Source organism: Nosocomiicoccus massiliensis (genome assembly GCF_002871345.2).
Lineage (GTDB): Bacteria > Bacillota > Bacilli > Staphylococcales > Salinicoccaceae > Nosocomiicoccus > Nosocomiicoccus ampullae_A.
This window is the reverse complement of the sequence record NZ_CP136964.1, coordinates 1,336,911-1,356,298: the sequence shown is the minus strand read 5'-3', so window position 1 is coordinate 1,356,298 and position 19,388 is coordinate 1,336,911. Positions and strand designations below refer to the sequence as shown.

The window sequence follows — 19,388 nt, the reverse complement described above, 5'->3', positions numbered from 1 at the left end:
GTGTTCATAATAGAATACTGACTCCCTTTTACCCCTACTCTTCAAACAAATCTGTAAAGTTTTCGCCACCGAGGCTTTCTACAACTTTAGATAGTTCGTTTAATTTTGATCTGAACTCTTCTGATGATTTCAGCTGTGCAGGTAGTTCATTTGCACGTACAAATTTTAGCTCATCTGCACCTTTTTTATACACTTCAACTTCTAGTTTACTTGACGGATATTCCGCTTCTACTTCTAGCTTGTAGTGTACATTTTCATCTGTTAATGAAATGACGATTTCTAACTCGTCTTCTCCTCCTGAAACTCCTTCATTAAAGAGTTTCGACTCTAACTCACTTTCTATGATGAGAAAGTTGTTATTGTCCGCTTCCTTTACAGAAATATCAAAAAGAATGTCTTCTAACTCTCGGAGTAGCCCTCTGACTTTTCGTCTATTCGTTAATTGTTCACTCATAATGATGCCTCCTTTTTATATTCCCTTCTCTTATTATTATACTATTTTTTACAATAATATTAAATTTAAGTCTGTTATTTTGAACATTTAAATATAAAAATCGCCCTACACCTAAAATATAGGTGTAGGACTTAATTTTATGCAATCTGCCATGGATATGGATCTTCTAATGTGTTCCAGTCTTGTTCCATTTCTTCTGCGTTGATTAGACATTCATCTAATTGTTTTGTGATTGCTTCTTTGTCTAAGTCGATTCCAATGAATACGAGTTCATTTCTTCTGTCTCCGTATTCTGGATCCCACGTTTGTGCCATTTCTCTATTTTCTGCTAATATTTGACGGCGTGTTTCTGTAGGCATCGCTGCTACCCAGTAGCTCACTGGTTCGATTCCAACACTTCTACCTGCTTGTGATACCATGATTGCAAAGTCATTTCTTGACGCGAGCCATGCGAGTCCTTTTGCACGTACGATGTTTTCTGGCATTTCTTGTAAGAAGTCGTCAAAGCGTTTTGCGTTGAATGGTAATGTGCGTTTATATACGAAACTTGAAATACCGTATTCTTCTGTTTCTGGTGTATGGTTTTCATGTCCCATTTCAAGCTCTCTTAACCATCCTGCGGATGATGCTGCTTTTTCATAGTCAAAACGTCCGGTATTTAATACTTTTTCTAGTGGTACTTCTGCATTCACTGTTTCGATAATTTCTGCTTCAGGCTGTAACGTACGAATTGTTCGTTTTAATTGTGATAACTCATCTTCAGATACTAAATCTGTTTTATTTAAAATAATAATGTCACAAAACTCGATTTGGTCAATGAGTAAATCACTCACTTCACGTTCATCGACTTCACTCATTCCTTCTTGACGATCAAGTAGGGTTTCTCCTGAATTATAGTCATTCCAGAATCGATATGCGTCTACTACTGTGACCATCGTATCGATGTAAGTCGTTTTTGTTAAGTCGATACCGAGCGCTTCATCGACATATGAAAACGTCTGTGCAACTGGGACAGGCTCACTGATTCCTGTAGATTCGATTAAAATGTAGTCGATATCTTGTTTAGATAACTTCTCAATTTCTACGAGTAAGTCCTCGCGTAATGTACAACAAATACATCCGTTAGAAAGTTCTACAAACTTTTCATCTGTACGACTTAAGCTACTTCCATTCGCAATTAAGTCTGCATCGATATTAATTTCACTCATATCGTTTACGAGTACTGCTACTTTTAAGCCTTCTGTATTGTTTAAAATGTGGTTCATTAACGTTGTCTTACCTGCACCAAGGTATCCACTAAGTATTGTTACTGGTATTCTTTTCATTAAAATTCTCCTAAATCGTAATTGTTACGTTCTATATAATAACATGTTTGAAAATTTTAAGTCAATGTTTCGACACTCATTAAAAAAGCCTTACACTACTTCGTAGTATAAGACCTATCTCTTTTAATTATTCGCTTGTTTTAAGTAACTATTCATGAGTTCGACTAATTCTGTTGCATCGTACCCGACTGCGATATTTGCGTTTACGTTAATTCCTGGCAAGCCCATATTTTCGTTTGCTTTTGCCATCTTTTTAGCAAAATCTGACAGATTGCGTAGTGTCTCATCTGGATTTTTTAATTGAACATTCACGAATTGCTGTCCGCTCATTTCAGCATGTTGAATTTGACTGACTTCACTCCATTCAATTAACTGATCATTTGTCGCCATGAGTGATGAATAATCGTAAAATCCTTTGTCGTTAATAACGAGTAACGTATCTCCTGAACGGTACATTTTAATCGTAGCAATTAGACCCGCGATAGAAAAACCAATTCCTGCTCCACCGATGATGGATAGTAATAAGCTTTCTTTATTTAAACCATAGAGCAGTATAAATACGCTTAGACCGATAAAGGCAATCGAGAATAAAATTAGCATCGTTACTTTCTTTTTGCTCTTTTTAATGACAATTTCTCCCATAAGATTCACTCCTTTTAGCTGATAAAAAATATTTACCCAAAGAGTGTTGAAAAATAACATTAATAAAAAAGACTGTAGATTAAATCTACAGTCTAATAACTTACTATTTAAAAGTTTTTATTTGATTTATCTATCAAATCTATCTTGGTCTTTTTCTACATTAACATTACCATCCGTTTGAACGTCTAGTTCTTCACGTCTAACGTTGTCTTCAAAGTGTTCAGTATCTGTAACACGACGTTTACCTACTTCTACTTCTTCAGTGACTACTGATTTTTTATCAACGTCTACTTGTTCTTCTGTTAATGGAATAGAGTAATCTTCGTCATGGAAGTCTCCATCTTTAGCTTCTCTACCGTCTTCAACTTTATGGCGTTCAATTACAACTTCGTCATGTTCAACTGGAACGTCAATTGACTCTCTGTCTTCAACTACGTTTTTAGAAACGTTTACTTGACCACTTTCAACTTCACGTTTATTAACGTCAAGTTGCTCTTCTTTTAATTCTACATTTTGTGTGTCAGCGTCTGCTACGCGGCTACGGTCATTCACGTCTCTATCTTCATAAGCACCACCAACTGGTGCTGCGCCATCTACTGCGTTAGCTTCTGAAACATTTCCACGTTCACCGTCTACTACAACGAGCACCTTACCTGCATCAATATCTGAACGGTAATCTGCTAACACATCGCCGTCTTGTCCAACACGATGTTCATAGTCATCTTCAACTGTAAATGCATTTACAATTTTGTCCCAGAATGACTCGTCTTCATGGTTTACACCATTTGCTCCTTCTGCTGAAGTAACGTCTACACCTGAATTATTTACAAATGTATCACGTGTTGATTCGTTTGCTACTAATCTAATTTGGTCTTCTCTGTAACCTTCTGCTTTTAACCCTTTAACTGCTTCTAATGCTTCTTCTGATGAATTATAACTTCCTTGTACAAAACTCATTATAATCTTCCTCCTATGTTTACCTTGATGGTAATCATTATTTTAATTGTTAAGATTATATGCCTATCGTATGTTGTTAATTAAAGTATGCCCGTTTAAATTTTTCTTAAACATCTTTTTTAATTTTTCTAATTATTCTCCCTCAACAAGTAGTTCTTCTGCTAGCTCTACAATGTAACGAAGTTTGTTCCACTGTTCTTCTTCAGTGAGTAAATTACCATGGTGCGTTGAAGCGAAACCGCATTGCGGTGATAAGCAAATTTGTGATTTCGGTATAAATTGACTCGCTTCTTTGATTCTTTCTTTTATTGTTTCTTTGTCTTCAAGTTCACCGTGTTTAGAGGTAAATAATCCAAGCACTACTTTTGGACCATCGTTCGGAATATAATCTAGTGGTTTAAAGTCTCCGGATTTGTCATCATCATATTCTAAGAAGAATCCATCGACTTTCTCTTTTTTAAATAATGTCGGTGCGATTTTTGCATAACTGCCTTCGAATGCGTATTTTGAACGGTAGTTACCACGGCATAGATGCGTTGTGATGACGAGATCATCTGGTTTTACTTCTAAAATAGAGTTCACGACATATAGCGCTAGATCAATTGCTTCTTGTCGACTTAATTCAGTATCTCCCCATAAGTAATCTTCTGCATTCAGTCCTGCAATGTACACATCATCAAATTGTAAGTATCGGCATCCTGCATCGTAAAATGCTTTGACTGCATCTTGATAAGTTTTAATAATATCGTCTGCATAATCTTTAATGTCTGGGTAGATAGACTTATCACGAATACCCTCGTTAAATAGTTGGTTCGGGCTTGGGATCGTTTGTTTTGCGACTGCACGTCCGTTTACTATTTTCTTAAACAATTTAAACTCTTCGACGTGAGGGTGGTTTTTGTTAAACGAAATTTTACCGTTATTTCGAATGTTCCACGCTTCTGTAACTTCACCGACGAACGTGTATCCTTGTTCTGGCTCGTACCCTTCAACACCATTTAATTGTTCTAAAAAGTCTGTGTGCCAAAATCGTCTTCTGAATTCTCCATCTGTGACTGCTTTTAACCCTACTTCGATTTGTTTATCGACAACTTTTTCAATTTCTTCTGTTTCTATTTTAAATAATTCTTCTTTAGAAATATTGCCTGCTTTAAAATCTTTTCGTGCGTTATGAATACGTTCTGGTCTAAGTAAACTTCCTACGTGATCTGCTTTGAATGGTCCTTTTGTCATATTAAACATCTCCTAATGTTAATTTTTCGTGTTCTCTTTCATTTCAACTCGTTTTTCATCATGTCACTTTCGATTTTAATCGCCCCATTTAAATAGCTGCCAATAAAAAAACGTCCTTTGAAATTTACAATTCAAAGGACGCTATACACGTGTTACCACCTTACTTTATGCATTTCTTGCGAAATACACCTCACAGGTACGGCGTAAATATACGCTTATACCCTGGCTTTGTAACGGAAGCAACCGATTAACTCTTACTTTAAAGTTCGAATCAATGCTTTAGAGGCCATTTTCAAAATAATTCCAACCGTCTTTTTTCACCAACCAAAGACTCTCTGTAACGTCTTCATTACTTTTACTTTCCTCATCAACAGCTTTAATTTATTGTTGTGAATAACTATATCACACACAAGAAATTAAAATCAATACAATTTTTAAAATTATCTGAAAATTTATTATTCAGTTACTGGATACGCTCTTTTATAACTTGATATATCTTCTTCTAACGGTATCTCGTCTGCACGTGCATGTTTAAAAGATTATTAAAATAAAATCACCTCTATTTTCATAGAGGTGATTCCATATTATTATCCGTTAATTTTGATTTTAAAAATAAATGATTTGTCTGTCGTTTCAACTTTATATTGCTTATTGTAATTATCTAATAAACTACTCACGATATATAAGCCGAGTCCATTACTCGTCTTCTTGTTGATATCAAATTTCACATCAAATATCCCGTCAGTATTTAGCGCTTTAACATTTTTATACGTATTTTCGATAAAGAACCAGTCATTATCGACACCGATATTAATCTCACCGTGATCGTCGGTATATTTGACTGCGTTACTCACTAAGTTCGACATAATCATTGTTAACGCCTGATGGTTAATATATATCGTCTCGTCTTCTACTCGATTACTAATTGTAATATTTTTTTGTTTTGAAATCACACGATAATTATCTAAAACGTTTTGTAAGACGTCGTTAATTAGAATTTCCGCTTCATCTTCCTTTAAATGATCGACAGATGACAACGATAAAATTTGCGTGATGTTTTGTGAAAGTTCATCTGTAATTTCAATACAATTCGCGATATATTTATCTCTATCTCTGTATTTCCCGATGTTATACTGCATATTCTCGAGTATAATTTTTAGACTTGCAAGTGGTGTTTTTAACTCATGAGATGCGCCTCTATAAAAGTCATACTTTAACGCTTCTAATTTTAAAATTTCTTTGTTTTTAACTTCTAAATCGTCTATCGACTGTAGCAGCGTAAAATACAATTCGTTAATTTGTCTTTTTAAATCTCCGATTTCATCGTTTGACGTAACTGCTAACGATGCACTTTTATCGAGCAACATCATATCGTCTGTTACAGATTTTATTTCTTCGATATTATTTTTAATAAACTTTGCATAAACGAGCGCAACGATAACAGATACGATTAATGATAACAGTAGTGAATACGGTAGAAATTTAAAGCTTAAATCTCTCGCATCCTTTTGCATATCTGCTGTTGATATAAACTGAACGTCTAGATTTTCACCACTATTTAAAGTAATTGTACGCTCTTCGATGATAAGTGAGTTATTACTACTCGTCGGATCGATGCCAACGTCTTTGTTAATCTCTACAGCATTATTATTGTGGTTGCCTTTTATAATGACTTTAATTTCACTATTCTCCGAATAGAAATTTAATGATTCTTGAACATAGTATAGTGACTCTCCATTTAAGTTTGCTGATATCTCTTCTGCTTTACGATAAATTTCATCTTTTCTACTTTCTAAATACGGCTTGGGGAAAACTAAAAAGACAAATAGATGAATGAGTAACGTAACGACTAATAGAACTGAAAAGATTTGTATAAACATTTTAGGAAATATCTTCATAATGTTATTGTCTCTCCAGTCTATAGCCGACATTACGTATTGTTTTAATACAGTCGAGCTGTAGTTTCTTTCGTAACTCTTTAATGTACACATCAATCACGCGGTCATATGGTGCGTCGTCGGTATCTTTCCATACGTTATCTAATATTTGCGACCGCGTTAATGCATTACCTTCATTGATGAGTAAACACTTTAATATCTCTAATTCTTTCGGATTCACGTCAACTGGCTCACCGTTCACTGTCGCTGTGTAACTTGTGAAATTCACTTCTGTATCACGATACTCAAAACTTTCTACGTTACTATAATGTTTTTTAATGAGCGCATCGACTCTTACTTTTAATACAGGTAAGGAGAATGGTTTTTCGATATAGCCATCTGCAAAATGTGTAAACGCATCGATCTTATACACTTCATCGTTAAAAGCTGTTAACATCAAGACAGGTAACGTGCTCACTTTTCTAATTTCTTTTAACACGTCTAAGCCGTTCATGACTGGAAGTTGGATGTCTAGTATAACGAGCTTTATATCACGGTTAAATAATTGTAGAGCTACTCCACCATCTTCAGCTTCTATCACAGTGTAGCCAAATTCAGATAAATACTCTGCGATGCCTTCTCTTATTATTTTGTCATCTTCAACAATGAGTACTTTCATATGATCTCCTTACCTAATACTTGTATTATCTTATTTCGTATCTATAAGCAGCTCTTTCGGGTTCTTTTTAAGAATATTTATAGAAGCAATGATGACTGATACGAGTAAAACGATAGACATAAAGATTACGACGTAAACGATTGATTCAGTTAATATATTAACATCTAAATGCGTTAAAGTTCTATTAAATCCATCTACTTCCGCACCGCCACCTAACTGACTAGATGATGACTGTGACTCGATTTGTTTTTGGATATCGCCAGATACTTTACTTAAGATTTTTTCTCCGAATATTTGAGCTGTGTATTTTGCGATAATCGTTGAGGCAATAAATGCAGGGATTGATATAAATATCACTTCAAAAATAAGTTGCATTAGTATTTGACCTTTAGAAATTCCTAACGATAATAGTATCGCAATTTCTTTTTTTCTCGCGTTCATCCATAAGAATAATAGTAATGACACGATGACACCAGCAAATATAAGTGAACCGATAAACAACGTGTTCGCAATGCTGCTAATATTTGAGATTGACTCTTCTAACGCTGGGAAGTTTGACGTACTCTTAACTAAACTATACATACTCCAGTTGATGTCGAGTTTTTCAAGGTCTTTAACGACCGTTTCTAAACTCGTATCCCCTTTAACAAAGAATGTCGCATCTTGATATACTGCAGTGTCTTCAGTATTTCCGTACACTTTAGCTGCTGTATTTAAATCTGTCATAATCGTGTTTTGATATAACTCTTGTGGTGCTGTTACTGGTCCGTTGTTCTCTCCATCAAACAATCCGATGATTTCCGCTTCTACAGTTTCATCAGCGCCTTTTTCGTTATCCGCATCATACACGTTAGATTTAATTTTAATTGTATCTCCGACTTTTAGATTATTCTTTTCAGCGAGTTCTTTATGAAGGATGACTTTACTCACGTCTCCATCTTTTAAATGCTCACCTTCAACAAGTTTATAACTTTCAGATACGAATTTAGTTTCTTTAGATGAATCATTTACCCCTGTTAACATGACTGTACGCTTAAAGTATTTTGCACGGTCACTCGACGGATCGACTTTTGTTTCAGGCGTTTCGATAATATCATGGTCTGCTAAGTCTGCGACACTGTTAATTCTTTTAACGTAGTGATCGATACTTTTTACTTCTGATATCTTCTTAATATCTTCGCCTTTAATATTACCCCCACCTCTAGGTGTACCTGGGTTCACTTGTCGGTTAATTTCCATAATAAAACTATTCATGACGTTTCCAAACGTCTCTTCAGATGCTTTTTCAGTAGAATCTTTAATAGATAAACCAATTAAAGATAGTGTCGTCATTATTAAAATGACACTCATTATAATTAAACTTTTTAATTTCTTTCTCGTCACATAATGAAAGGCGTTTTTTATCATTTTCTTACCTCCCTATCGACAAGTTGAAGTGTTTTTTGTTTCAGTTCTAATACGACGTCTGCTGCTTTTGCGACTGCTTGACTATGTGTAACAACGATGACACACTTATCTCTTTTGATTGCGAGTTCTTTTAGTACTTCGATAATATCTAACGCTGTATTGTCATCTAAGTTCCCAGTTGGTTCATCTGCTAATATTATCGGAGCTTTCGATACTAGCGCACGTGCAATCGCTACACGTTGTTGCTGACCACCGGAAAGTTTTAAGACGTTTCTTTTCACTTCATTTGGACCAAGACCAAGCGCTAATAATATGTCTGGTGACGCTGCTTTGTTTACTAAACGAATATTTTCTAGTGGAGATAAATAATCGATTAAATTATAATTTTGAAACACTAACGATATATGATCTTTTCTATGCTTTGTGTACCCGGCATTTTTAATATCTTCACCGTCAAATAATATTTGTCCACTCGTCGGTTCATCGAGCCCAGCAAGAAGTGATAGTAACGTCGACTTACCAGATCCAGATTTACCGACAATTGCGTAAAATTTACCTTTCTCAAATGTTTCAGTTACATTCGATAATACTTTTCCTTTACCGCTTTTATATTGATACGATACGTTTTTTATCTCTAATATGCTCATAATAATCTCCTAACTAATTTTTGATAATAGCTCTTTTGGCGTTTTAACGAGAATCATTAACGATGCGATAACTATAGATATCACGATAATGACAACGAGTAATCCATAACTCATTACAAATGTAGATAACTGATACGTCATTTCTATTTGTAGTTCACTCTGTACTAACTGATTCTCAATAATTTTCCCTACAACAAAATAGCTAAAGATAAACGACAATACGAGTGCCGGTATAGATATAATAAAAAGTTCTGCTAAAAACTGCATAATAACTTTAAACTTACTCACACCAATCGAAAGTAAAATCGCAATTTCGTATATGCGTTCTCTGATAAAGAATGTGAGTACGAGTGATAACACTAAAACTCCACCGACTAATATCGAATACGCCATAAGCTTAATCATGTCATTTATACTTCCGTAAGATTCAATCACATCTTTAAATGGATCGTTTTTTTCTTCAAAGTAAAACTCCGCACTAAGCACACTCGACTTTTCTAACGTTTCTTTTAACTTTGCTGGTTCTTTTGTGAACATCTCTAATTCGTTCACTATATGATCGTCCTCTAGGCCAAGTGCACGCTGACTTGTTTTGTAATTCATAAACACTGTGTTTTCACTAAAATCAGATGTTAAACCTGTATATTGTTCTTGTTTTTTACCAGAAAAAATCCCTTTAATTTTGAACGTGTATGGTTCATGTGCTTTCTCACTGTTCGTTTCAAACATTTCTAACTGAATCTCATCATTCACTTTTAAGTTGTTTTCTTTCGCAAGTGCTTCGTGGATTAAAATACCATTCTCATCGTTCTCTTTTAAATTTTCACCCGCTTCAATAGTAAACGCACCACTTTGGAATAACTCATGACGTTTCACATCCTGAACCGCTTCAAAAGCGAGCACCTTTCTAAACTCACTCGGTAAATCCTCTCGCATCACCGTCTGAGCAGCTTCAATAACTTTTAAACCTTTAGGTTTCGCAAGCCCTTTATATTTAGAAACAATCTCTTGATCACCTTCTACAGAATCAAACTCTGATCTTAAAAAATCACCGCCGTCTTTTTTCATCACCACTAGAGAAGAGCGAGATGACTTTTCAAGAGACGACTTCAATTGATTTGTCGTATATAAAAAGTTCAAACAAGAATATAAACAAGAGAGAACGACCGCTAAAATTAAAAGCAAAATCACCGTCCGTCTCATCTTTCTCGTAACATACACCCATGCATTCCTTAACATCACAAACCTCCTTCAAACTTTTACAAGTTTATAATACAACCCATTTATAAAACGTATATGAAATGAAGAAATAAAATTGAGAAATAAAAAAAGCACTTCTCGATTTCTCGAAAAGTGCTTAATTTCTAATATATAAAGAAATTAATATATGTCCGGACGACATTAATATTTTAAAATTCTAGCAGTAATTTTATGCATGACTACTAAATTAACTACTGCTAATAATAAAACTATTGGTATATAAACTAATACCTCACTATATGATACATCTAGAGATAATAGTATTAGTATCAATATAATCGAGCTAAATGTCCCCATATAAAATCCTGGTATAATTTTTTTGATTATAATAGCTTGCAAGTAATGAATCAATATATGAATTATATAAACAATAATCAAAGCAATATATGAATTATATAAACAATAATCAAAGCAATATATAAGGAGATGTTGTCGCTTATATAACAAAATAAAGAGATAGATATAATCACTATCAATTGTTCAAAAACAATAATTACAAAAGAAATACGATTGATAGCTGGAATACGCTTAATAATATTATTACTACTCTCTTTCTTTAGACATTTCACGAATTTAGGCAAATACAAAATTTCTTCTATCTCATGTGTCATAAATAAAATTGGGAATAACCAATAAATCTATATTCCTTCAAACATTTATGTCATTCCCTATATTTCCTGTCCCTATAGAAATACGATTCCATGTGTTGACTTGATTTACAAGCATTATAAAATCAACATAATCTTTTCCCGACAAATATTTTCTCATATTTGAATACTCTTCATCAGAAATTGAGTACTCTGAGATTAGCGTTAATTTTTTAGCAAATAATAGTAGCACCCTTTCTTCTGCATTGAAGTTTTCGCTATCTATATTTAAATTTAAAATCGATTCTACATGTTTCTTATCAATTTTCTTTTTTGATGCCTCTTTATAGTGCATCTCTATACAGTAAGAACATCCATTCAAAACAGAAACATATAGTTTCACTAAAGGTATCATTTTTCAATCTATCTTTATTTTATTGACATATTTTTCTTGTAACATGATGTTTTCCATTCCAACTGGAGATACTTTGAAATAATTCACTCGGTTATCCATACTCATAAAACTAGCAGCTTTTACTAAACTTTTAGATAAAAATTTCTTCATTGTTCTCTCTCCTAATTGCAACATTTGTAGAACTTTTGATTATATAGTAAATTACATATAGCATAAGCTCAACACTTTGTAACGAAGTTCAACATAACTCGTCTTTTGTTGCACAGGAGTGAAATCGTAATGAAGAATTCTAATCATCCATCAGTAATCCAGTCACAGCAGTGGATATACGAAAGTTTGATAAAACTTATGAAAGAAAAGTCGTTTGACAGTATTTCAATCGGTGAGATTACAAAACTTGCGGATTTGGATAGAACAACTTTTTATAGAAACTTTGATTCAAAAGAAGATATATTGAATGTAGGTATTTCAAACATAAAAAACAAGTATATTGATGCATTGAATAATTCTCAATCGCTAAAAATGAATTATGTATCTTATGTATTCTTTAACATATGTTATGAAGAAATCGATTTATTAAAGTTACTACATAATCATGGTTTGTCATCTTTATTATTAGAACAGTTCAATGATATACTGCCTCAACTTCATAACTCTGTGAAAAACAAATTTCATTATCAGATTAATGACGAATATATGATTTTTGCACTATATTATAATACAGGTGGGTTTTTAAATATATTAATGAAATGGATTGAAGGTGGATGTAGTGAAACTGTCGATGAATTGGCGTCGAGTTTTATTGAGATTAGCAAATTCAACATTTCAGAATAAAATAATCAGAGGAGGTGCCTAATGAATCAATTACTATTCAATGAATTTATTAAAATTTGTCGCGCTTTAAATCAAGTAAATATAAAACCAACATTAATGGGCTCTTTAGGTTTAGAATTAGTGTCTAAAAAAGACTGGAATCCGAGTGATATCGATATACATGTACACGGAGATCCACGTGGTTGGGAAGCGCCTGACGAGGAGAGAATCTATCATTTTGATGCTATTCAGTCGGTCATGAATCGTCTCGACTACCGCTTAATTGACCGACATGAGCATGAGTTTTCTAATGGTACGACGAGTGTTGAATACGGGTGTATCGATACATTACCTGAATTCGCGAATGTGCAGTTGTCTGATATACAGCACATGTCTATTGAGGGTGCTGAATTTTACGTCCCTTCACTCGAGCAATTTTTAAAAATATATGAGTCCTCATCACAAGACAGCTATAGAAATGAAAATAATAACAATAAAGATTTTAAAAAAATAGCATACTTAGAAAATGTATTGTCTAAACGTTAATACAACGTACTTTACACAAATAAAACCTGTAACTTCCATTACATCATTGTATTGAAAGCTACAGGTCATTTTATTATCGTTTGATTATATCCCCCTGGTGCATATCATTATTTCCATCAAAGTTAATTCGAATACTTTTTGAATCCCACAGATCACTTGAATCAGCAACGTGGAAATGGATATGTGCTTCACTTGAGTTCCCAGAGTTTCCAACAAGACCAAGTAAGTCGCCTCTCTTTACAGTATCTCCTTCTTTAACGACAATTGATTGATACTTAAAATGAGAAAGATGGCTAAATTCATCATTTCCATGATCTAAAATAACATAGTTTCCAGCTGGATCATCAGTATTAGATACCCCAACAGGTTCGTTATCTTTAATGTCATTTTCAATCCCTACAACGACACCATCCGCAGGTGCTATATACTCTTTGCCAAACGCATAATAACTTTCATTGAGTTCTTTGTTTTCCTCATATGATTTATTGTCTTTTACAACGATAAAATCATACGCATAACGTTGTGATTCATACTCATAATGATAGTTCACTAAACTATTTATACCACCCCAAACAACTAGCCACTCACCCTTAAATGGGGGTGAAAACATTGTTTTAGTAAATACTTCATCTGTTTCTGGATAGCTCTCTACTGGTAAAAACTGTATTCCATCCATTAAATCATCTTTATTAAACACGGCAACAATACCTTTTGTGCCACTATCGTCTATCCATACATACTGTTTTGACTCATCATTATCAAACAGTTCAGATTGAAATTCCAAACCTGTGATATCTTTCGTAAAATCTTCCGCTACCTCACGAAATTCATCTAGAGATATCTCGTTTTGAAATTCATTATCTGTTTGACTATACACTGTTTCAAAATCACCTTGTAGTATCAAGTTCGCTAACTCTTTTTGTTGCATGATATTCCCTCCTATATGTAATTTTATTTTTCCATGTCATATTCGTTGAATTATTTTCTTACATCAATCAATTCGAATCGTTCACAAACAAGGAGCATGTCTTCTGAAAACTCATGGCCAATTGCATTGAGTTCTTTTTTAAAGAATTTCTCATGCTCATCCCACCAATATTGGTAAGTTCTATCTCCTTCACCTTCCGCAATCGCAAATTCTTCACTGACCTCATTCATTGGAGTTATAGTCACTTCAACTGTTTTGATAATTGCTACAGGCTGATTTTCACTATTCAAAATAATGCTGTAGTCCTCTGTTGTAGGCAGAGGTTCGTTTTCGATTTCATAAAATACACGTCCTGAACAAGTTGCGGTTTTAATACCATCTACCACTAACTGTGCAAGAGTGTCAGGATCATCCCCAAATTGCCATGCACTCACTGATTTAGGCTGTTCTTGATTTTTCCAATAATCATTCCAATATTCTTCACTTACTTTATTCATGATAGACCACTCTTCTCATAAAATAATATTCATTGTAATTAAATTTAATTATATATACTATGATAAAAAGTCACAATGATGTAAATTTAAATAGCTAATTCATTAAGGAGAACTAAAATTGGACATTAAATTAAAGTGGGTATTGCTTATAATTATAGCAATTTTATTACTCACATTATTTATTTATAAAGTAAACAGTCCTTCTACTAAAACATTCACTTCATCCAATGGACGTGAAGGTGAATACATGATTTACCCGGTGAGTAATTCTAAAGGCATACTATTATGGTTACATGGTGACGGTGCTTTTGAATATCAGAATCCAAAGTCAAAAGAGTATTTAGAAGGTTCAAAAGGGATTAAACATGTGGCAAAAGATAAAAATTTAACTCTAGTCGTTCCTAAAACACCTTCAACAAAATATGATACGTGGTGGGAAGAAGGAGATCTTAATTCAGATTATCTTATTGAATTAATTCAGTCTCTTCCGCACCATGATAATCTTTGGATAGGTGGATTTTCAGGTGGTACCGAAATCACATCTTACTGGCTAATCGAAAAGCTTCAAAAAGTAGATATTAAAGAAGGAGGCGCAGTTCTTTTTGGAGGCGGCGGTTCTCCAAAAGTTGAAAATATAAGTGAGCGTATTCCAAAAGATGAAATTATACCGGGCGACTTCCCTATTTATTGGATTGTCGGAGAACATGATACTGGCGACAGCAAAGAACATCCTTTTGACGCTTTAACTGCAAGTAAGGAAGGAGAAGAATTTTATAGAGAAAACGGTTGGGAAACACATATTACTATCTTAGATAATTACGGCCATTTATTAACCAAAAATAATGAAGTAAAATATGGCGAATTTCTTGATGAAATAATACCAGAACGTTAAGTAAAAACAAGCACTCCTCGATTCCTCGAGAAGTGCTTGTAAATTTCATATGAATACAAATTGCTATGCAATTTGTGTACTGGACTTGTAAGCAAACAAGTTTGCCACTTTTCCACCTAGATTAACTTTGCATAAAAATATTTGAACATCGACAAACCGTCACTATGAAAATTAATTTGTAACACTAATGTGAATTAACTGTTTATATAATCATAAAATATACTTAATTAGTGATTTCTTCAATATAGATAAGACCATCGAATTGTTCTCTAGGGTTCAATTCATATTCTATAAAACCTTCGTCGTAAGCATTGTATCTATTATTTAATAGCTTATGTTGTTCTAGATTTATAAATAATGGACTTTCCTGATAATAAGAAAGTTGTGCTTCTAAAAATTTTTCATCAGTTATTTTTTCTAAATCTTCATTGTTTAAATAAATTGAAGAAAAGTTTTCAGCACTGTTAAAATACGTCCCAATAACAAAGGTTTTTAAATTAGATTGATTTAATAAGTAACCTAAAGAATAATGATCAGTAGGTCTAGATATTTGTCCTTCTTCGCTAGGAATATTTATTTTCCCAGGATTTTTTAAGGCATGCCAATTATGAACCCATACTATTACCTTATTTCCTTCTTTAACTAAGTTATTTATTTTTTCATACATGCCTATTCCTCTGCGTGAAAAATAATCTTGATTAGGATTAGTAATCTTTAAACCTGTTAAATATTCTTTAGATAAAGGGTTCTGTAGCACATCAATTCTGTGATTTATAAATTTTTTTGAATGAGGGTCCAAATCTTTATAACTGCTACTATTTTTAAGGTTTTTATAAAAATTAAGATAACTATCAACTTCGTCGTAATCAATATATTCTTCATCATTAAAAAGCATTCTACTAGTGAATTCTCTAAGTTTAATTTCTTTATTTTTAAAGTCCTCTGCATTCTCTATATTATTCTTTTTTATATCTTGGTAAATATTTTCTAACAAATGTGTATTATCTGTTGTTTGATTATAAACAGTAGGTACCCAATCTATACCTTCTACAGATAGTTCATTATTCCAATGTTTTTTAAAGAGAATCGAAAAATTGGGTTGTCTATATTTTTCCATAACACTTTCATTTCTGACTATGTCTAAATTACTCTCATCATAGAAATTTAAATAATATTCCAATTCTGCACTAGACGTTTCTAAACCAACAACATTATAGTCACCGTCTTTTGTTAATTGTGTTATTAATTTTATAAATATCTCGTCTATGTCTGAAGATGCATGAGTTGGTTCTGCGAGCACGATTACCTCATAATCTTCTATAGTATCAACTATATTAGAAAGGTCAGAGTCTAAATTATAAACTCCATTCTCTTCATTAGATGCACATCCTAATAGAAATATAGGAAAAATAAATATCAATAAATATCTCATTTGTTTTTTACTATATGTCATAAAATACCTCCTTCACTTAATCCTTGTAAACGTTCACTTTTATATTGTATAATACATTTTAACATTTATTAAATATTTCTGATTTTTTAGTAATTAAATTAATATGATATAATTATTATAAGGAGTGATTAAAATGCAACTAAGTAAATTTGACATTCTAATATCTTCAATATACTTCATTGTAATATTATTCTTTTTTATATTTGAATACTTTACATTTAAGATTTTTATAATCACTACCGTCATTTATTTCATTATTAGTTTTTCTATCTCTCTAATACGTGGTGAAAGAGATTATGATTAGCAATATGAACAATTTGGTAGCACATTAATGAAAGCACTGTCTTATTTTATTTCTTATTATTGATTATAATTTTTATGCAAAATAATTCTTTGTCCAACGATTAGTTTTATAGAATGAGATAGAATTTATAAACGTCAGTATTTGAATGGTAGCTAACGAAACAAACACTCCAATTATTTGGTCCTCAAACATTTTTGGCATAAATAATAATGTAAGTATCACAATTATATACATATTAGAAATGATGAGATACATACTTCCTTTAGCATCACCTGATCCAGCATTAACTAAAATAAATATCATTGCAATTGTACCAATCATCCAAGGCACAATATATACATTAATAAAAGTTCTAAAATAGTGGATGTCTAGTCCTGAAAACAGTTGTAAATCTGCTACATTCACGATTACTACAATTAGAATTGAAGCAATTCCTGTATACACTAGTAGGACCGTAATCATCTTTCTGATTAAAATCTTTAAATTGCTAATTTTATTTTTTGCTTTATATTCTGGTACAAGTGGTATGACACTTGCTGAGAAGTTCTGAGCAAATATTCCTACAATCATAAATATATAACTAGCCATTGCGTATACATTAAAAGCTGTATCAGGATACATAGATAAAATAACTAGATATAAAAATGCTGAAAAGTTAAATGTAAATCCATTAAAAATCTGCGAGAAGATAAAGCTTCCATTCTCTTTAATAAGTTTAAAATTAATTTTAAATTGAAATCTATCTGGAGTTGTAAATAGACTCAATCTATCTTTATAAATTATCATATAAAATAAATAACTTAGCATAATAAAATTTGAGATTACAGTACCCCATGCGATTGCATTCAATTCGTTAAATTCTAACTTTTTAAAGAACATCACAACTAATGGAGATATAACAATATTTGATATAATGAGTATAGTTAAACCTAAGTAAATCAGCTTTAATTTATTGAAATATCTCGGTAAAAGTATTAAAAAATTAGCTAAACTCAAAATTATAAATCCAATCAACATTGGAATTACATATTGTTGTGCATAAGATAGTATCTCATCATTCACTTGAAATGCTTTTCCGATTAATGGGAGACATATAATTCCTAGTATACTCATAACAATACCGATTATAATATTGGTATTGAATAATGTATTAAAAGCATTCACTGACTTACTATACTGTGCCTCATGAAATTTTTGTGACATATATATAACTAAAGCAGAAGTAAAACCAACTCCAATTCCTTCTACTAGTAAAAGATAAGAAAATACGATACGAATAGCAGAAATAGCTTGTACATCATCGATGAATATCTTACTCCACATAAGATCTATCATAACAATTAAAATTTCTACTACTCCGATAATAGTGAAGGGTAATGAGTATTTAACAATCTTTTTCCAAGAATGATTCATAATATTCCTCCTAAGATTTATGATTACCACAATTTTAAAATTTTTTAGAAGTAATATTTTATGAATCATATTTTTTAAAAAATGTAATATCTTTAATGCTAGGTGTGATATAATGGAAAATTTAATAAAATTTTTAAGAGAGTCTAGAAATCTATCAAAAAGTGATATTTATAAAGGAATTATGAGTGAGTATACATATACGAATATCGAAAACGATATTGATAATGCTAATTTTTATAGTTTAATTATGATTTTAGATTGACTAAACATTCCATTTTCTGAGTTCGCTTATTTATATTCTAAGTCAAAAGATATTCCTAATTTTTTTGATGATTTAAACAATGAATTAAGCAATCGTATAGTGATTATTGATGAATTTATTAAGAATCATCCTTATCTAACGGATTTTCAAATAGATATCCTATATAGCCTAGCTACACTTTATGAAGGTACAGCTCAAGAACAAGAAAAGTATAGAAAGATTATTTGGAACTCAATTCAGAATAGAGAAAACTTATTGCCAAATGACATTGTTTTATTAAGTTATATATTCTTTTTATTTAAAGATGAACAACAAGCTTATATCATTAACGAGATAGAAGAAAAAATGAATTTATGGGAAGATTATTACGGCATATCTAAAACAATATCTTTATTTTATTATCATCTTGGCACTCTTTACAATTTAGTACATAAGGATACTGACATAGCGATTAAATATTATAATATCGCAATTAATAAAGGTGTAAAACATCAATCACCTTATCCAACTGCAAGAGCAATGATAGATTTAGGAAATATCACTTCTAATGAGGACTTAAAAACTAAAGGTAATACAATATTATCTGTATTCCACCCTGAAATGCTAGATATGTTATAACATAAAACGAGCACTCCTCGATTTCTCGAGAAGTGCTTAATTTTTTCTATTTCATATGTCATATATAATATCGGGTATAATCAATAAACCCATATCTCATCAAATATCATAATGATTTTAATACAGTAAATATGAGTTATTGGACACGTGCGGAAATGAAATTTTCTTTGCTATAACAC

At 32.2% G+C, this 19,388-nt stretch carries 22 protein-coding genes and 1 other annotated feature; of the genes, 5 read left to right on the top strand and 17 right to left on the bottom strand.

Going from position 1 to position 19,388, the window contains the following annotated elements; translation table 11 throughout:
- Nucleotides 1-34: 34 nt before the first annotated feature.
- The 13 genes from CJ229_RS07105 to CJ229_RS07050 form a co-directional block, all read right to left on the bottom strand.
- Nucleotides 35-454 (bottom strand): hypothetical protein, encoded by a 420-nt coding sequence (locus CJ229_RS07105; RefSeq protein ID WP_102167146.1) that lies wholly within the window; start codon nt 452-454, stop codon nt 35-37.
- A 137-nt stretch (nt 455-591) separates the two neighbouring features.
- Complete coding sequence (locus CJ229_RS07100; protein WP_102167145.1) at nt 592-1,779, bottom strand: GTP-binding protein; 1,188 nt, start codon at nt 1,777-1,779, stop codon at nt 592-594.
- A 123-nt stretch (nt 1,780-1,902) separates the two neighbouring features.
- Nucleotides 1,903-2,421: an STM3941 family protein gene (locus tag CJ229_RS07095; RefSeq protein WP_068130272.1), complete on the bottom strand. Its 519-nt coding sequence runs from the start codon at nt 2,419-2,421 to the stop codon at nt 1,903-1,905.
- A gap of 126 nt (nt 2,422-2,547) precedes the next feature.
- On the bottom strand, nt 2,548-3,378 hold the full coding sequence (locus tag CJ229_RS07090; RefSeq protein ID WP_070457107.1) for a DUF2382 domain-containing protein: 831 nt from the start codon (nt 3,376-3,378) through the stop codon (nt 2,548-2,550).
- A 132-nt stretch (nt 3,379-3,510) separates the two neighbouring features.
- Nucleotides 3,511-4,620 (bottom strand): 5-methyltetrahydropteroyltriglutamate--homocysteine S-methyltransferase, encoded by a 1,110-nt coding sequence (locus tag CJ229_RS07085; protein ID WP_419181877.1) that lies wholly within the window; start codon nt 4,618-4,620, stop codon nt 3,511-3,513.
- Nucleotides 4,621-4,742: 122 nt separating this feature from the next.
- Nucleotides 4,743-4,991, bottom strand: a binding site (T-box leader).
- A 207-nt stretch (nt 4,992-5,198) separates the two neighbouring features.
- Nucleotides 5,199-6,509, bottom strand: coding sequence for a sensor histidine kinase (locus tag CJ229_RS07080; protein ID WP_102167143.1), 1,311 nt, complete (start codon nt 6,507-6,509; stop codon nt 5,199-5,201).
- A 4-nt stretch (nt 6,510-6,513) separates the two neighbouring features.
- The gene (locus CJ229_RS07075; RefSeq protein WP_102167142.1) at nt 6,514-7,167 is read right to left on the bottom strand and encodes a response regulator transcription factor; all 654 of its coding nucleotides are present in this window, start codon (nt 7,165-7,167) and stop codon (nt 6,514-6,516) included.
- Between the two features lie 30 nt (nt 7,168-7,197).
- Nucleotides 7,198-8,574: an ABC transporter permease gene (locus CJ229_RS07070; RefSeq protein ID WP_102167141.1), complete on the bottom strand. Its 1,377-nt coding sequence runs from the start codon at nt 8,572-8,574 to the stop codon at nt 7,198-7,200.
- A complete protein-coding gene (locus CJ229_RS07065) occupies nt 8,571-9,221 on the bottom strand; it encodes an ABC transporter ATP-binding protein (protein ID WP_102167140.1) in 651 nt (216 codons plus the stop codon). The genes CJ229_RS07070 and CJ229_RS07065 overlap by 4 nt, the downstream gene beginning before the upstream one ends.
- Before the next feature lie 9 nt (nt 9,222-9,230).
- Nucleotides 9,231-10,460, bottom strand: a complete 1,230-nt coding sequence (locus tag CJ229_RS07060; protein ID WP_102167139.1) for an ABC transporter permease — start codon at nt 10,458-10,460, stop codon at nt 9,231-9,233.
- Nucleotides 10,461-10,855: 395 nt separating this feature from the next.
- Complete coding sequence (locus CJ229_RS08845; RefSeq protein ID WP_419181886.1) at nt 10,856-11,101, bottom strand: HXXEE domain-containing protein; 246 nt, start codon at nt 11,099-11,101, stop codon at nt 10,856-10,858.
- Nucleotides 11,102-11,129: 28 nt separating this feature from the next.
- Nucleotides 11,130-11,471 (bottom strand): carboxymuconolactone decarboxylase family protein, encoded by a 342-nt coding sequence (locus tag CJ229_RS07055; RefSeq protein ID WP_317846546.1) that lies wholly within the window; start codon nt 11,469-11,471, stop codon nt 11,130-11,132.
- Nucleotides 11,472-11,486: 15 nt separating this feature from the next.
- Nucleotides 11,487-11,633, bottom strand: a complete 147-nt coding sequence (locus CJ229_RS07050) for a hypothetical protein (protein ID WP_317846545.1) — start codon at nt 11,631-11,633, stop codon at nt 11,487-11,489.
- Nucleotides 11,634-11,762: 129 nt separating this feature from the next.
- Here CJ229_RS07050 and CJ229_RS07045 point away from each other — a divergent pair, with 129 nt between their 5' ends.
- Both CJ229_RS07045 and CJ229_RS07040 read left to right on the top strand, forming a co-directional pair.
- Entirely contained in the window at nt 11,763-12,317 is a 555-nt protein-coding gene (locus CJ229_RS07045; RefSeq protein WP_102167137.1) for a TetR/AcrR family transcriptional regulator, read from the top strand.
- Nucleotides 12,318-12,338: 21 nt separating this feature from the next.
- A complete protein-coding gene (locus CJ229_RS07040; protein WP_102167136.1) occupies nt 12,339-12,842 on the top strand; it encodes a phosphoribosylanthranilate isomerase in 504 nt (167 codons plus the stop codon).
- Between the two features lie 73 nt (nt 12,843-12,915).
- Here the strand turns inward: CJ229_RS07040 and CJ229_RS07035 are convergent, their stop codons facing one another.
- A complete protein-coding gene (locus CJ229_RS07035; RefSeq protein WP_257993676.1) occupies nt 12,916-13,770 on the bottom strand; it encodes a M23 family metallopeptidase in 855 nt (284 codons plus the stop codon).
- Between the two features lie 50 nt (nt 13,771-13,820).
- Complete coding sequence (locus tag CJ229_RS07030) at nt 13,821-14,267, bottom strand: ASCH domain-containing protein (protein ID WP_102167134.1); 447 nt, start codon at nt 14,265-14,267, stop codon at nt 13,821-13,823.
- 118 nt (nt 14,268-14,385) lie between these two features.
- Between CJ229_RS07030 and CJ229_RS07025 the strand changes: the two genes are divergently transcribed.
- Nucleotides 14,386-15,159 (top strand): hypothetical protein, encoded by a 774-nt coding sequence (locus CJ229_RS07025; RefSeq protein WP_257993675.1) that lies wholly within the window; start codon nt 14,386-14,388, stop codon nt 15,157-15,159.
- 223 nt (nt 15,160-15,382) lie between these two features.
- On the opposite strand, the gene CJ229_RS07020 is transcribed toward CJ229_RS07025, so the two are convergent.
- Nucleotides 15,383-16,612: an erythromycin esterase family protein gene (locus CJ229_RS07020; protein ID WP_102167133.1), complete on the bottom strand. Its 1,230-nt coding sequence runs from the start codon at nt 16,610-16,612 to the stop codon at nt 15,383-15,385.
- 376 nt (nt 16,613-16,988) lie between these two features.
- On the bottom strand, nt 16,989-18,329 hold the full coding sequence (locus tag CJ229_RS07015) for an MATE family efflux transporter (protein WP_180953389.1): 1,341 nt from the start codon (nt 18,327-18,329) through the stop codon (nt 16,989-16,991).
- A gap of 112 nt (nt 18,330-18,441) precedes the next feature.
- Here CJ229_RS07015 and CJ229_RS07010 point away from each other — a divergent pair, with 112 nt between their 5' ends.
- Together CJ229_RS07010 and CJ229_RS07005 are read left to right on the top strand one after the other, a co-directional pair.
- Nucleotides 18,442-18,591: a hypothetical protein gene (locus tag CJ229_RS07010; RefSeq protein WP_317846544.1), complete on the top strand. Its 150-nt coding sequence runs from the start codon at nt 18,442-18,444 to the stop codon at nt 18,589-18,591.
- Between the two features lie 99 nt (nt 18,592-18,690).
- Nucleotides 18,691-19,209: a hypothetical protein gene (locus CJ229_RS07005; RefSeq protein WP_317846543.1), complete on the top strand. Its 519-nt coding sequence runs from the start codon at nt 18,691-18,693 to the stop codon at nt 19,207-19,209.
- Nucleotides 19,210-19,388: the final 179 nt, after the last annotated feature.